The 15,046-nt window shown below is 37.1% G+C and carries 7 protein-coding genes and 1 pseudogene; 7 read left to right on the top strand and 1 reads right to left on the bottom strand.

Annotated features, from left to right (window positions below; genetic code table 11):
- Positions 1 to 354: 354 nt before the first annotated feature.
- The 3 genes from ACFILW_RS00875 to ACFILW_RS00885 are packed head-to-tail and all read left to right on the top strand — an operon-like array spanning position 355 to position 1,233.
- Positions 355 to 801, top strand: a complete 447-nt coding sequence (locus ACFILW_RS00875) for a DNA polymerase III subunit chi (RefSeq protein ID WP_375622184.1) — start codon at positions 355 to 357, stop codon at positions 799 to 801.
- Positions 801 to 980 carry a hypothetical protein gene (locus ACFILW_RS00880; protein WP_375684929.1) on the top strand — a complete coding sequence of 60 codons (180 nt, stop codon included), beginning with the start codon at positions 801 to 803 and terminating at the stop codon, positions 978 to 980. The genes ACFILW_RS00875 and ACFILW_RS00880 overlap by 1 nt, the downstream gene beginning before the upstream one ends.
- The gene (locus ACFILW_RS00885) at positions 970 to 1,233 is read left to right on the top strand and encodes a hypothetical protein (protein WP_375622330.1); all 264 of its coding nucleotides are present in this window, start codon (positions 970 to 972) and stop codon (positions 1,231 to 1,233) included. Before ACFILW_RS00880 ends, ACFILW_RS00885 begins: the two co-directional genes overlap by 11 nt.
- Here the strand turns inward: ACFILW_RS00885 and ACFILW_RS00890 are convergent.
- Complete coding sequence (locus ACFILW_RS00890; RefSeq protein ID WP_375622182.1) at positions 1,230 to 2,519, bottom strand: MFS transporter; 1,290 nt, start codon at positions 2,517 to 2,519, stop codon at positions 1,230 to 1,232. The two genes, ACFILW_RS00885 and ACFILW_RS00890, sit on opposite strands and share 4 nt — an antisense overlap.
- 573 nt (positions 2,520 to 3,092) lie before the next feature.
- Between ACFILW_RS00890 and bafA (ACFILW_RS00895) the strand changes: the two genes are divergently transcribed.
- From bafA (ACFILW_RS00895) to bafA (ACFILW_RS00910), 4 genes and pseudogenes are all read left to right on the top strand, one after another.
- Positions 3,093 to 8,594, top strand: coding sequence for a BafA family autotransporter (gene bafA / locus ACFILW_RS00895; protein ID WP_375684930.1), 5,502 nt, complete (start codon positions 3,093 to 3,095; stop codon positions 8,592 to 8,594).
- 361 nt (positions 8,595 to 8,955) lie between these two features.
- Positions 8,956 to 11,520, top strand: coding sequence for a BafA family autotransporter (gene bafA, locus ACFILW_RS00900; protein ID WP_375684931.1), 2,565 nt, complete (start codon positions 8,956 to 8,958; stop codon positions 11,518 to 11,520).
- Positions 11,521 to 11,796: 276 nt separating this feature from the next.
- A pseudogene (locus tag ACFILW_RS00905) lies at positions 11,797 to 12,093 on the top strand (Arm DNA-binding domain-containing protein); the annotation flags it as partial.
- Positions 12,094 to 12,349: 256 nt separating this feature from the next.
- On the top strand, positions 12,350 to 14,911 hold the full coding sequence (bafA, locus tag ACFILW_RS00910; protein ID WP_375684932.1) for a BafA family autotransporter: 2,562 nt from the start codon (positions 12,350 to 12,352) through the stop codon (positions 14,909 to 14,911).
- Positions 14,912 to 15,046: the final 135 nt, after the last annotated feature.

The raw sequence follows: 15,046 nt of genomic DNA on the forward strand, positions 1-15,046 counted from the left end.
TTTCGGTTAAAATGTAATAAAGTTCGAAAAAATATCCTTTCATGAATTGGATATTTTTACCAAATAAATAATATAAAATTTTCTATGAGGTCCTCTTTAAATTTTCCGTACATTATATTTTATTTTCAACTATAGTCTACAAAGAATCTAGAAGAATTTAGAAAATAACTTAAAAAACTTTTTTATTAACGTTGAAAATAAAAATTTTTGTCTTTTAAAGACATGTGCGAAAAAAGAATGCAGCTTAACCAAAAGAGATTTATATCTTGAACCGTTTCCTTTGTATTAGGGATATAGAAGGTTTTTAAAAAAAGATGTTAGCTTTTTTATAAAAAGTGATGAGGGCTTAAGAGGTTGGATATTTTATTCTATCATTTGACGCAGTCAACGCTGAAAGATATTTTGCCGACGCTTGTGGAGCGTGCAGTGGCTCATTTTGGTAAAGTAACAATACAATGTGTGAGTAAAGAGCAACGCGATTCTATAGATATACATTTATGGGTTTATGCTGATGAATCATTTATTGGACATGGAACTGAGTGTGATCAATATTCAAACTTTCAGCCTGTATTTCTTACGACAGGACAAGAAAATCCAAATAATTCAAAGATTCGTTTTCTCATAGAGGGAGCGGTTTGTTCGGACATTGATGCTTATCAACGGCTTGTCGTGATATTTGATGGTAGAAGTGAAGAGCAGTTGAATCTCGTTCGTGCACAGTGGAAGAAATATAAAATGGAAAATCATAATTTAACGTATTGGCAACAGACTGAAGATCGTCGCTGGGAAAAACAGGTTTAATGCGTCTCGTATCTGTTATTCTGATTTTTATAGGATTGGTGGGAATAGTAAATCCAGAACTTTTTATTGCGGAAGGATCAGGGGGAGGGCGTTGGGTTTTTATTGTGATTTTTCTTTTAGGCATGCTAAAGATATGGACTATAATTAAAAAAATGAAACGCCATGATGATGATTATTGATCGAATTTTGCTTGTTTTATGGGCTGTGATGTTGGCTTTCTTTTGCGTTTCGTGGTTGGGGACAACGCATATCTTATCAAAAATGTTTGCTGTTGCTTATATCAGTAATATTGCAGATTTTTTATTTTTCTTTTTGAGTGCATTGTTTGCGGGAATATTGTGGTGGAAAATACCTCAACCCCTATCTTTAAAAACAAAACTGGCAGCATTTTTGCCGCCAGTCCTTATTTTATTCTTCGTTATTATATTTTAGTTGGATATTTCATCATCTGTAAATCCGACGAAGCAAATCAGTGAAATAAAAGAAGCAAGAAGCAAATAATAACCGATATAAGATGTATCGAAATGTTGCACCAGATATTCTGCAATATAAGGCGCGAGAGAAGCTCCTATGATAGCAGATAAATTGAAAGTGATAGAAGAACCGGTATATCGAATTGCTGTTGGGTATGGTGAAGCCAAAACAGCACCAAGAGGACTGTATATCATTCCCATGAGAGACAAACCGATGACAGACATTGCAAGAACTCCTATAACTCCAGAATTTAAGAAATAAGGAATTGCGAAAGAATAAATACCGGTGATGATCGTAATCCAAATCATCAAAGTTCTACGTCTAATACGGTCAGCGAGTTTTCCAGTGATGACAGTAAAAATCCCACAAAAAATAGCACCGACAATTTCGATTTGAAGAGCTTGATGAAATGGCAATTGCAGATGGTTTGTTGAATAGCTTAACAAATATGTAGTAACCAAGTAAAACAAAACAAAAGTTGCCATACCAGAGAATATTCCAAGAAATAGGATTCGTGGACATTTTAAAAAGACATCTATGATAGGAACTTTGACATGTTCTTTACTTTCAAGAGTTTTTTTGAATTGAACAGTTTCATTAATTGAAAGACGGACCCATAACCCTATAATCATAAAAACAACTGAAGCAATAAAAGGAATACGCCATCCCCAAGCTAAAAGTTCCGCACGATCAAGGAAATGCAACAGAGCTAAATAAACAGCAATAGATAAAAACAAACCTATTGAAACGCCTAATTGGGGGAACATCGCATACCAGCCGCGCTTTTCTGGAGGGGCATTTTCTGTTGCGAGCAAAACAGCGCCTCCCCATTCTCCTCCTAATCCCATTCCCTGTCCAATACGGCACAAGGTTAAGAGGAAAGGGGCAAACCACCCTGCTATTTCATAAGTAGGAAGAAAACCAATAATGACTGTTGAAAGACCCATTGTGAGAAGAGAAGCAATAAGTGTTGCTTTTCTTCCAATTTTATCCCCAAAATGTCCAAAAACAACTGATCCAAAAGGGCGGGCAAAAAAGGCTGCTCCAAATATTAGGAAAGATTGTAAAATGGCAGTCTGATCATTTTGTGTTGGAAAAAACACATGAGGAAATATAAGAGCTGCGGCAGTGCCAAAGACATAGAAATCGAAGAATTCAATTGTTGGTCCAATAAGGCTTGCAAATAAAATTCGACGAGGGGAGTTTCTGTTGCTTGTAGCTTTCATTTCTGAGTTTATAGACATGAATAGAATGTCCCTTTCAGTATATGACAAATCAAATAACGAGTTAACTGACTATAACTATAGAAATTTCAAATCAGTGTCGAGTCAATATTATGACACTTCGTTATATATTAGAACAATGATTATGGACTGATGAGTATGAATAAGTGTTCTATATATTATCTAAAATGAATAAAATAAAGATGCTGCTTTAAATGCTGTAGAAGATGGCAATAGGTGGCTATAAACGCAGCTCTCATTCACATTGCTGTTTCCTTTAAAGTTTAATGCCATTTTTATCTATTAAGGGATCAATCTTATTCGTAGATCAGTGTTTAGTGTTTCAAAATATTAAAAAATTTTTCATGCATGTAATTATAACACTTTTAAAGCGTATCTAAAGAAAATTAAATCTTTTAGTTGTGCATACATTTTAAAACACAAGGTGTATATTTCGTCTATCAGAGCTTAATCCATCGAATGATTTGCTATCTTAAAAGACATGAGGTTGAGCAATTACGTTGTGTTGTTTTGGTCTATGCACTTTTTTTCTAAATGGGGGGAATTTAAATTTGAAATTATGGAGTGTGAATAATGCACCGCAAAATGAAATTAAGTTTTTATGCATTAATGACCAGTGGTTTTTTTGTTAAGATTGCGAGTGCAGATGAAGTAGCTACACCAAGAGAAAAGTTATTAACACCAGTAAGTATCAGTGAACATCTAGAAGAGACAAGAAAGTTGTTATTGGAAGTGAGAGGATTAAAAGAAAAAAAGGGGGGATCAAAAAGGATAGAGAATAAACAGAGAGCAGAAGGAAGTAATCCTTCAGAAGAGGAAAGGAAGAGATTAGAAAACCTATTCTTTGAAGTACTCACAAATTCAATAATTTATGATGATATTGCCGTTTATATTACTGACCGTGATTCTGAGGGCTCTGGTAAAAAAGTAAATAGCTTTAATTATGAAGACGCTGGATATTCTATCAATAATACGGTTCAGGAGGGTGGAAAACTTTACATTGATGCAGCAAGTGTTAGCAGGGATACGACAATTGAGCATGGTGGGATTGAGTTTGTCCAAAACTTGAGCATTTCAGAATATGCTACTGTTAAAAAAGGGGGGAAACAAATTGTTGAGAGTGGTGCAAATGCAGAAGGTGCTAAAATTTATGGTGGCGAGCAGATTATTTTTGGTAAGGGAAGTCTTGGATCTGGTTTGTTGCGTAAAGATAAGGCAAGTAGTGCTTATAACACCGAAATTTATGCTGAAAATGGAATGCTAGGACTACAAAGTGTCTATAGTGGGGGGATGGCTGTTGACACAAAGATTATGAGAGGCGGTGTCCAGAATCTTGATGGTAAAGAGAATTCTAATAACGGCTTTGCAGAAGATACTGATATAGAGGGTGAAGATTTTACAATTAATGAGGGGGCTTTTGCACTTAGTACAGAACTTTTTAAAAATGGTGCGCAGAATATCTTTGCAGGAGGGAATGCGAGTGAAGTTACTTTATACGATAGAGCTATTCAGAATATATATGATTCTGGATATGCGGATAATCTAACAATTAATCATCAAGCAAGGTCATGGGTTTTTGCTGGTGCAATATTAGATAAGGATACAAATGTTAATGATTTTGGCAACCTCTATCTCTATGCTGGAAATGGTGAAGCTGTTACGGAAGTAGAAAATCTTAATTTAAATGGAGAAGATACCAAACTATACATTATTGCTGTTGAAGATAATGGTAAAAAATCTCAGGTTAATGTCCAGAATTTAACGGGAAGTGGTAGAGTTATTTTTACATCTTCTGGGGCTGATAAGCATTATTCTCAACTTAATATAGATGATCTTTCAGGTTCTTTACATTTTGATTTTAATGTCAACTTTTCCAAGCATCTTAGTGATTATCTTGTGATTAAAAAAAGGGGCTCTGGTTCTCACACAATAAGTGTGGCTGATTCTGGGCGTGAAATTACAAATTCTTCTTACAAAAAGCTTAAATTAATTTCTGATCATAGTGGAAACGCTCATTTTACTCTAACAAGCACTTTTGGTGAAAAAATCAGAGCTATTGATGCCGGAACCTATCGGTACAGTTTGAAACATAGAAACAATAAGGGTACTGGTAAAATTTGGTACTTAGATGCAAACCACACCATTGATGAGACAACTTCTCAAGTTTTTGATAGTGTATTGAAACCATATACTGGTTCATCAAGTGATTTACTTACAGAACTCACAATTGATCAAGGAACAACTGTTTCTATTGCAGATCCTAGCTTTGACACGAGTAGCAAGGAAGTTGATAGCAATGGAGAAACTTCAATTAGTAATACAGTTAAAGATGGTGGAAAGCTTTCCGTTTATAGCGGTGGTTTTAGCTTGTATACGACAATTCAAAGAGGTGGCTCTGAGCTTATTAAAACACAGGGTCTTTCACAGGATACTATTGTTCATAAAGGTGGGCAACAAAAGGTTAAAGAGGGGGGAAAAGCTGAAGGGGCTAAAATTTACGGTGGTGAGCAGTTTGTTTCAGGAAAGTCTGATATCAAAGGTGAGATGGTAAGAAGCAGCGCTTATGACACTATCGTTTCTGGTGAGAATGGAGTGCTAGGATACCAGAATGTGTACGATGATGGAGAGGTTTTTAACACAAAGATCATGGAAGGAGGGATACAAAATCTTTATGTAGAAGAGGATCTAAACGATTATAGCAGTTTTGCATTTGATACGAAGGTCTTTTCTGGTGGACAGCAACATGTTTTAGCGGGAGGAATCGCGATTGGCGTTCTTTTAGACGGGACTGCTTTTCAGGCAATAGATTTAGGAGGTTATGTAAAAGATTTAACCATTAAGGATCAAGCACAATCGTGGTTACATCATGGCGCAACATTGGAAGGAAAGACAACGGTTAATGATTCTGGACGGATTTATCTTTATGCTGGTGCAGAGCAGTCTCGTACTGAAGTAGAAAAAATTGTTTTAAATGGCAGAGATACAAAATTGTACGCGATTGCTTCCAAGATGGATGGTGAAAGTTCTTTGATTGAGAATCTGAGTGGGAATGGTCGTGTTATTTTTACTTCTACCGTGTTTAATCCACATTACTCCAAACTTGAGATCAATGATCTTTCAGGGAGTTTACATTTTAGGTTGCATACTAATTTTGCAGAACAGCGTGGTGATTATCTTCTGATAAAACAAGGAGCAGGTCATCACACCATCAGCGTTATCGATTCTGGTGTTGAAATGACCAATTCTCTTCTACAAAATCAGAACTTAATTTTGGAGCTTGATTTAATTCATGTTCAAAGCGGAAATGCGCATTTTACTCTGACAGATTTTTCTGGTGAAGAGACGAGTACGATTGATGGTGGAGCCTACATGTATGGCTTAAAGACAAAAGATGATAATGGGGGAAAGACTTGGTCTTTGGCTACATCACAAATAACTTCTGCTCCTGTAATTCCTTCACCTCATGTGGAGTCGCCTATAGATAAGCTTCCTGAAAAAGAAGAAAATATGACATCGTCAAAAGATTTTAGTATCTCTGATGTAATTCATTACAGCATTGGGGAAGGAGGAGGAATTCTACAAAGCTCTTTGCTCGGTGATGATAACGTAGTTTATGTCTCTGATGATGGAGAGCAAGGTGTTCTTAAGAAGTCTATTAATAATACAATTCAGGGATCAGGAAGACTTTATGTTGAAGCTGGTGGTTTCAGTAAAAATACAACCATTGAAAATGGTGGTACTGAGATTGTAGGGGAACAGGGGATCTCAGAATCTACGATTATTTACGAGGGTGGAAAACAAAAAGTGGAGGGAGGAGGAACCGCATTGAGAGCTGAAATTTATGGTGGGGAGCAGCTTGTTTTTGGAGATGGGTATGTGGACGGTGGAATTGTTGGGAGCAGTGCTTATGATACGACAATTTATGGTCAAGGTGACACACTGGGACAGCAGAATGTATACGATGATGGAATGGTTGTCAGAACAAAAGTGATGAGTGGAGGAATACAAACTCTTGCTAAGTGGTTTCCTAATGATGATAATTTTGCGGAAAAAGCCGGCGGTTTAGCTGTAAATGCTGAAATCTTTTCAGAGGGTGTGCAGCGTGTTTTAGCAGGAGGTGAAGCAAATACAGTCATTTTACGCACTGGTGGTGTTCAAGAAGTCTATGCAGGTGGAATTGTAAAGAATCTAACGATTGAAGGTAATGCTAATTCATGGATTTCTCTTGGTGCAATATTAGGAGGAGAAATAAAAGTTCAGGATTTTGGTGGGCTCTATCTTGATGCTGGAGACGATGGTCAACAAACTATAGTAGAAAACATTGAATTAAACGGAGAAGACGCTCAATTATACTCCGTTGCTCGTGGGTTTGACGACAAAAGTACACGCATTCAGCAGTTAAGCGGTGTAGGAAAAGTCATTTTTACCTCTTTTGAAGATGATTTATATTACTCTCAGCTTTACATTGATAATCTAGCAGGGAGTCTACATTTTAACTTTAATGTCAGCCTTGCAGAAGAAAAAGGTGATTACCTCTTTATTGAGAATGGGAGTGGTTTTCATACAATAAGTATTTTAGATTCCGGTATTGAAATTGTTGATCCTTCTTCAACAGAACTTGATTTAATTTTTGATCAAAGTGGTGGCGCACATTTTACCCTGAGAAGCTTTTCTGGTGCAAATGTTAAAACTATTGATGGCGGAACCTATACGTATGGTTTAAAACAGAGAATTGATGAGGATGGGGGTGAAAAAGTTTGGTATTTATCTGCAGTATTTATTGATAATGTTTCATTTCTCAACAGTTTACCACGTAGTAGAAGCAGATCTGTGCGGCATTTAAATCAAAATCAATCAGTTTCTTCTCTTTCAACGATTGCAGCACCACAAGCGCATGTTATTAAATTGCTACGTCGAAGAAAAAACCGCCAAAACTTGAGTCAAAGATCTCCAGCTTTTGTATCTCCAACTGTTTCCTCTCTTGGAAGTCACGTTATTGAAGTCTCAGGTCCAGCGAGTTCTCATCCTCTTTCTGCTGAAGAGCAACAAACTGCTGTTTCAGAATCTTCTCACTCTTTAGCCGATCAGATGATTGTGCGTCCAGTTCATAAAGAACAGCCTTCTCCACAATTGAGTGAGACGCTTTCAGTTTCTCACTTTTTGACTACTCCCTCTACAGATGCGGTATTGTCTATGTCTGTAGCTCCAGCGATGGTGTTTCACAACGAAATGCAAACAGTGCGTGCGGGAAGAGGGATTCTAGATAAAAGTAAAAAGAATGCAGCTTTATGGACCTATGCGATTAAATCTAAAGAGAGTGTTGCTGCAGAGCATATAGATTTTAAGTTAGATCAGACCGGTATCGTTTTAGGGATCAATGGTTTAAGCGAATGGGAAAATGGAGAGTTTTATATAGGTGGTTTTGGTAGTTATGATCATGCCCGTGTTGCGCATGCACGGGGTGGGATCAGTGGTATCAATACTTATGGTATTGGCGCTTATGTCACTTATTTGGATCATAGTGGATGGTATCTCGATGGTATTTTAAAATACAATCATTATCAAAATACTCTAAAAGCCGTTTCAACGAATGGTTTAGGGATTGAAGGCAGTTATACACAAAGGGCATTGGGAACTTCCTTTGAAGTAGGTTATCGACTTAAGACGTCACAGAGCAGTTGGCTTCAGCCTTATGGACAATTTACATGGTTGCAAGTTGAGGGTAAAGAAATCAAGTTATCGAATGACATGACAGGTGACATGCGTCCATTTACTTCATTACGCAGTGAGGTTGGCTTATCTTTAGGATATGAATTTGGTTCTCGCATGGATTCTTCATCATTTGCGTATATTACAGCAGCATGGTTGCGTGAGAATAAAGATGACAATCAAACGTTAATTAATCAACGGCATTCATTTACCACGGACTTATCGGGGAATGCAGGTAAGTTAGGAATAGGTTTAAGCAGTTTAGTGAGTGAGAAGTTAAAGTTATATGGTGAGGCCCATTATATTAAAGGGCGTAAAACAAAACAGTCCCTTCAGGGAATTATAGGTGTACGCTATAGTTTCTAAGTATATGGTTATTTTTTAGTTATCTTTACATATATGATTGTTTTAAAGGTCTTTAATTAAAGGTTCAGAGAACAATTTTTCAGAGCACGCAGCTTCGTTGTTCATGATAAACTGTATACCCTTATATACTTGATTATCCATTACTTTTTATCTTTGATAAGAAAACTCCGAGAAAATGCTAAAGAAGCACTATAAAAGCGCTCTTATATTCTTGATCAAAAAAATATTTAAAAACTATAAAGAACGGTTTTTTATGAGATAAGGGGGATTTTTAAGAAGGATTATTGCAATCTAAGGTTGAAAATATGTTTTGTAGAGCTAATTACGTTTAGTGTCTATGCAGGCGTGAAGGGGGGAGGATATGGCTCTACAATATAAATGGAAACGAAATTTTTGGATACTCATGTTGAGCAGCTGTTTTGTGCAAGCTGCTGCTGCAAATGAGGGGGGGGCACCGCTTTTTTGTCAATCTTCAAGTTATGAAAATGATAAAGTATTTCACGATCAATACAATGAGGATATGAAATCAGCAAGATGCATACTTGGAGCCTCTAATGATGTCATGGTAAGAACGCGCAATGAATTAGGCTTTTTAAAAAAGCCTAGCGATTTTATTATGGATAAGGGTGCTAGAGTGTTTATGAGTCAACAGGAGTTTGACAGCAGTCATCGTGACAATATTGGATATAATACACAAAAACAAAATACTGCGTTTCTTAAAAAACCTGAGCTTATCTCCATTAAAAATGGGGCATTGCTAGAAAATTATATCCTTGATAATGAAGGTAAAGCATACATTTCAAATGATGGCGAGATTGATAGTCCAGGGCGATCCATTAATAACACTGTAAGGAATGGTGCAGAGCTTTATGTGTATGCAGGAGGACTCAGTGAGAATAGTAAAATTGAACATGGTGGAATTGAAAATGTTCAGGCTTTGAAGGGAAAACAAGGTTTTTCGAAAAATGCTGTTGTTGAAGAAGGCGGACACCAAAGTGTTGGAAATGGAGGAAAAGTAGAAGGGACTAAAATTTATGGTGGTGAGCAGCTTGTTTTCGGTGAGGGGGATATTGGAGGAGAGATTAAAGGCAGTAGTGCTTCTCATACTGTCATTTATGGTCAAGATGAAACACTAGGCCAACAAAAAGTATATGATGGCGGAAAAGTTTGGAATACGAAAGTTATGCGAGGGGGTGTCCAAGAGGTTGGAAAAAAGTCTCAAAGTGCAAAAAATGGTGGTTTTGCATTTGACACAGAAGTTTTTGGTGGTGGTAAACAACGTATCTTAAAAGGCGGTCAGGCTATTGGAGTCACTTTAAATGAGAGTGCTATTCAGGAAATAGATACTGATGGATCTGTAAAAAATCTCACAATGAATGATCAAACAAAATCATGGGTGCATGCTGGAGCAACATTAGAAGGCAAGACACAGGTAAACCATTCTGGGCAGATCCATCTTTATGCTGGGAATGATCAACAACGCACCACAGTAGAAGATATTATTTTAAATGGAAAAGATACAAAACTGTACTCTGTTACTGATGGATTTGATGGAAAAAGTTCTTTGATACAAAAATTAAGTGGTGAAGGGAGTGTTATTTTTTCATTTACAGGTTCTGATCCATATTATTCTCAGCTTCATGTGAATAATCTTTCAGGAAATTTACATTTCGCATTCAATACTACGATTGCCCATAACCGTGGTGATTATCTCTTGGTTGAGAAAGGCTTTGGGAAACATACAATAAGTGTCGCTGATTCTGGAGTTGAAATCACGGATCCTTTTTCAAATAAACTTGATTTAATTACGGATAAAAGTGGTGGAGCGCATTTTACGCTGACAGATCTTAAGGGTGAAAAAATTAACGCCATTGATGGTGGAACTTATATGTATGGATTGAAAGAAAGAAAGGATGAAAATGGAAAAGTGTGGTTTTTATCGGCAGACCGCCTCAGTGGGCCAGAAACCTCTATTCCAGATCCGACAGATCCTTTTTTTCCTGGTGAAACATCAACAACCCCCTCTACAGATGCAGTGTTAACGTTGTCCGTAGTCCCTGGACTTATTTTTAATAATGAGTTGCAAGTTGTACGGAATGGTAGAAAAATTTGGGACAGAAATAAGAAAGATATCGAACTATGGACTTATGGGATTAAGAGCAGAGAACGTGTTGCGACAGGCCATACACACTTTAAGCTTGGGCAGACAGGTTTAGTCTTTGGTGCTGATCAGTTGAGTGAATTAAGGCATGGAGAGTTGTATGTTGGTGGTTTTGGGAGTTATGATCAAGCACGTGTTTCTCATGCACGAGGTGGTGATAGTGATCTGAGCTCTTATAGCATTGGAACTTACGCAACTTATTTTGATCATCGTGGATGGTATATGGATGGTGTTTTGAAATATAATTATTACCGAGATAATTTAAAAGCCATATCAACGAATAAATTAGCTATTCAAAGTCATTACAATCAGTGGGCGATAGGTGGATCATTTGAGATTGGCTGTTATTTTGAACCGGCACAGAATACTTGGATGCAGCCTTATATCAAGCTAACAGGTTTGCAGGTTGAAGGTAAAAGAATAAAACTTTCCAATGAAATGATAGGTGATCTAAGCCCATTAACTTCATTCCGCAGTGAAGTTGGATTGACTGCAGGACATGAATTTTTTGTGAATTCAGAAACTTCATTAACAGCTTACATTATGGCAGCTTGGTTGCGTGAGAATATAAATAATAATTATACGACAATTAATAACCAGTATAAATTTATTACAGATTTATCAGGCAGTGCGGGTAAATTGGGAATTGGTTTAAACGGTTCGGTCAATGATAAACTAACACTTTATGCGGAAGCACATTATCTAAAAGGACATAAGATTAAGAATGCTCTTCAAGGTATTTTAGGATTACGCTATAGTTTCTAAATATGTGTGTACATGGCTGATTAATTTTACAAATGTAATTGTTTTGCAAGCTTAAACAGATAACGCTCGATTTTGTCTTCTCGAGAGTGTAGAGATCTACTCAAACAGTAAGGGTATCTTTATACTCTCTCTTTTAAAGGCAACATACTGAATTTATAATAATAATTCATTTCTATGCATGTTGAATGAGAGTCTCGAGTATCATAGGATTCTCTCATTCCAAATCTGTTTATGTTGAATCAATCAAAATTATTCGCTTGGCACATCACAAGTGGGATGAACGTGTGGATAAAAACTATACAAGAAAAGAGTAAAAATGTCTCTTATGAATCTTCTCTAGTGTCAAGGGCTGTCACAACATTGGGATGGCAAAGTGTATGATGATATCGGCTCGCTTCTTCATAAGCGTAAAGATTGGGGACGCAATGGCTTTACCGGTATACCATTCATGGATGACGTCGCGAAATGGGTTCGGGTGCGTTGAGAGATATCTCTTTAAAACAAGCGCGTGAATGTACAACCCAATGGCGTTCTGTATTCCGTGAAGGACGTGACCTCGTTAGGCACGAGCATTTCTTTCATCTAACTTCAAATATTGAAAATTGTTCCTTGAATTCAATTAAACAATTTGAATTTTATTAAGATTTTCAGCCGTAAGTTAGAACTTTCTAGTAGCTCATAGATAAACAACTTAAAGTTGTTTATATTAAAAAATACACTTAAAAAGTGTTTTTAAACATAAATAAAACACATTACGATACAATCTAAGGCGAGTTACCTACGTAGCCGTGGGATATTTTTCTAAATAATTGAGAGTGGAGTGTCGATAATGCAGTATAAACATAAGTTGAGTTTTTCAGTATTGATGATCAGTAGTTGTCTTGTACAAGTTGCAAGTGCAGTTGAAAACAGGAATGAAGAGTTAAAAAGATTAGAAAATGTGGGAAGTGGAGAGAAGGTACCAAAAGGTTCAGCACTGATTACAACCCTTTTCAACAATAATGTTAAGATCGAAAGTGGTGGTGTTGAAATTGTTGAAAATGGAAAAACTTCCATGGGATCCACTATTGAAAAAGGAGGGATGCAAATAGTTACACGTGGAGGAAATGCAATAGATGCTAAAATCCTTGGAGGTATGCAGTTTGTTCATGAAGAGAAAAATATTGATCTTACAAGCGTGGTGAGAAAAAGCAGTGCTTCTAATACCACAGTTTCTGGCGGCGGTGGAGCAGTGGGACAGCAGAATGTGTATGATGAAGCGTGGGTGTGGTATACGAAAGTGGGAGATAACGGAGAACAAAATCTTTATGCAGGAGAAAGAAAAGAGGGAGGGAAATCAATGTATGCTGAGGTTTCTGGGAATGGGAGACAGCACGTTTTAGCGTTAGGAGAATCTTTTGCTACTAATTTGAAAGATCATGCTATTCAAGTTGTATATCCTGAAGGGTTTGTGGATGGTCTGACTGTTAACAACTCTGCTAAGTCGTGGTTCCATGTTGGTATAAAAGATGTCGTTGGAGAAGTAAGGGTCAATGATCACGGAGAACTTTATTTATTCGCTGGTGATAGGACAAATCATACGACTAAGAAAAAAATTCCTATAAAGGACAGAGTTGAAGAAACAATATTTGAGGTTGGTGAACGGAATATAGGAGAAAAACCTCAGATTGAAATTGAAGATTTAGGGGGGCAGAATGGGACTGTTATTTTTACTTCTATACCGTATGATCCACGACATATTTCACTTCATGTTGAGAAACTTTCAGGAAGTTTGCATTTTCAATTTAATATTAGTGCTACGGGTGATGCAAGTGATTACTTGTCGATTGATGAAGGTTCAGGTAATCACAAAATAAGCGTTGCAGATTCTGGTCGTGAAATTACAGGTCCTATCTCTCAGAAAAATGGTTGGACCACAGAGATTAATTTAGTTACTAATAAATTTGGAGGCGCTAATTTTACTCTGGAAGATCTTTCGGGTAATTATATTACAGCTGTTGATGGTGGAGCCTATCAGTATGTTTTACGAAAGAGAGAAAGATGTGCTGATTCTAGTGGTTATTCTACAATTTGGTATTTAAGTTCTGCCTCTGAAGGTACGACACGTTCGAGTACTGAAACACAGTGTGTAAACAAAAAAACGAAGATTCCTCTTGCATTGTCTGATGAAGGTGCTTCTTCTAGAGGAAAAACTACCGGTTCTCGTAAACCTACTAAAAAACAACCAGCTAAACCACGGCCTCCACGTCATTTAAGAGAAGCACAAAATGTCACTAGTCTCTCGGTATCTCCCTCTCAAGAAAATCAGAATCGTCTGGTGTTTCCTCTAGCCAGTCCTCATTCTCTTTCTGATGAAGGGCAACAAACTTCTGTTTCAGAATCTTCTCAATCTTTAGCCGATCAAATGATTTTGCGTCTAGTTCATAAAGAACAACCTTCTCCACAATTGAGTGAGACGCTTTCAGTTTCTCACTTTTTGACCACGCCCTCTACAGATGCGGTATTGTCTATGTCTGTAGCTCCAGCGATGGTGTTTCACAACGAAATGCAAACAGTGCGTGCGGGAAGAGGGATTCTAGATAAAAGTAAAAAGAATGCAGCTTTATGGACCTATGCGATTAAATCTAAAGAGAGTGTTGCTGCAGAGCATATAGATTTTAAGTTAGATCAGACCGGTATCGTTTTAGGGATCAATGGTTTAAGCGAATGGGAAAATGGAGAGTTTTATATAGGTGGTTTTGGTAGTTATGATCATGCCCGTGTTGCGCATGCACGGGGTGGGATCAGTGGTATCAATACTTATGGTATTGGCGCTTATGTCACTTATTTGGATCATAGTGGATGGTATCTCGATGGTATTTTAAAATACAATCATTATCAAAATACTCTAAAAGCCGTTTCAACGAATGGTTTAGGGATTGAAGGCAGTTATACACAAAGGGCATTGGGAACTTCCTTTGAAGTAGGTTATCGACTTAAGACGTCACAGAGCAGTTGGCTTCAGCCTTATGGACAATTTACATGGTTGCAAGTTGAGGGTAAAGAAATCAAGTTATCGAATGACATGACAGGTGACATGCGTCCATTTACTTCATTACGCAGTGAGGTTGGCTTATCTTTAGGATATGAATTTGGTTCTCGCATGGATTCTTCATCATTTGCGTATATTACAGCAGCATGGTTGCGTGAGAATAAAGATGACAATCAAACGTTAATTAATCAACGGCATTCATTTACCACGGACTTATCGGGGAATGCAGGTAAGTTAGGAATAGGTTTAAGCAGTTTAGTGAGTGAGAAGTTAAAGTTATATGGTGAGGCCCATTATATTAAAGGGCGTAAAACAAAACAGTCCCTTCAGGGAATTATAGGTGTACGCTATAGTTTCTAAGTATATGGTTATTTTTTGATTGATCTCAATGATAATTTTGATGGAAAGCGTTGAGGAATATAAAAGAAGTTCAGCATTTGCTGAGGGTCGGTAGTGCATTTTTATGATGGGAGGAGCAATTATAGGTATTTTTAT

It is taken from the genome of Bartonella sp. TT110JLCBS (assembly GCF_042193405.1).
Classification (GTDB): Bacteria; Pseudomonadota; Alphaproteobacteria; order Rhizobiales; family Rhizobiaceae; genus Bartonella.

Coding starts and splice junctions, on each gene's coding strand:
- ACFILW_RS00880 (WP_375684929.1), top strand. CDS start 801: ATGCGTCTCGTATCTGTTATTCTGATTTTTATAGGATTGGTGGGAATA.
- ACFILW_RS00885 (WP_375622330.1), top strand. CDS start 970: ATGATTATTGATCGAATTTTGCTTGTTTTATGGGCTGTGATGTTGGCT.
- ACFILW_RS00890 (WP_375622182.1), bottom strand. CDS start 2,519: ATGTCTATAAACTCAGAAATGAAAGCTACAAGCAACAGAAACTCCCCT.
- bafA (WP_375684930.1), top strand. CDS start 3,093: ATGCACCGCAAAATGAAATTAAGTTTTTATGCATTAATGACCAGTGGT.
- bafA (WP_375684931.1), top strand. CDS start 8,956: ATGGCTCTACAATATAAATGGAAACGAAATTTTTGGATACTCATGTTG.
- bafA (WP_375684932.1), top strand. CDS start 12,350: ATGCAGTATAAACATAAGTTGAGTTTTTCAGTATTGATGATCAGTAGT.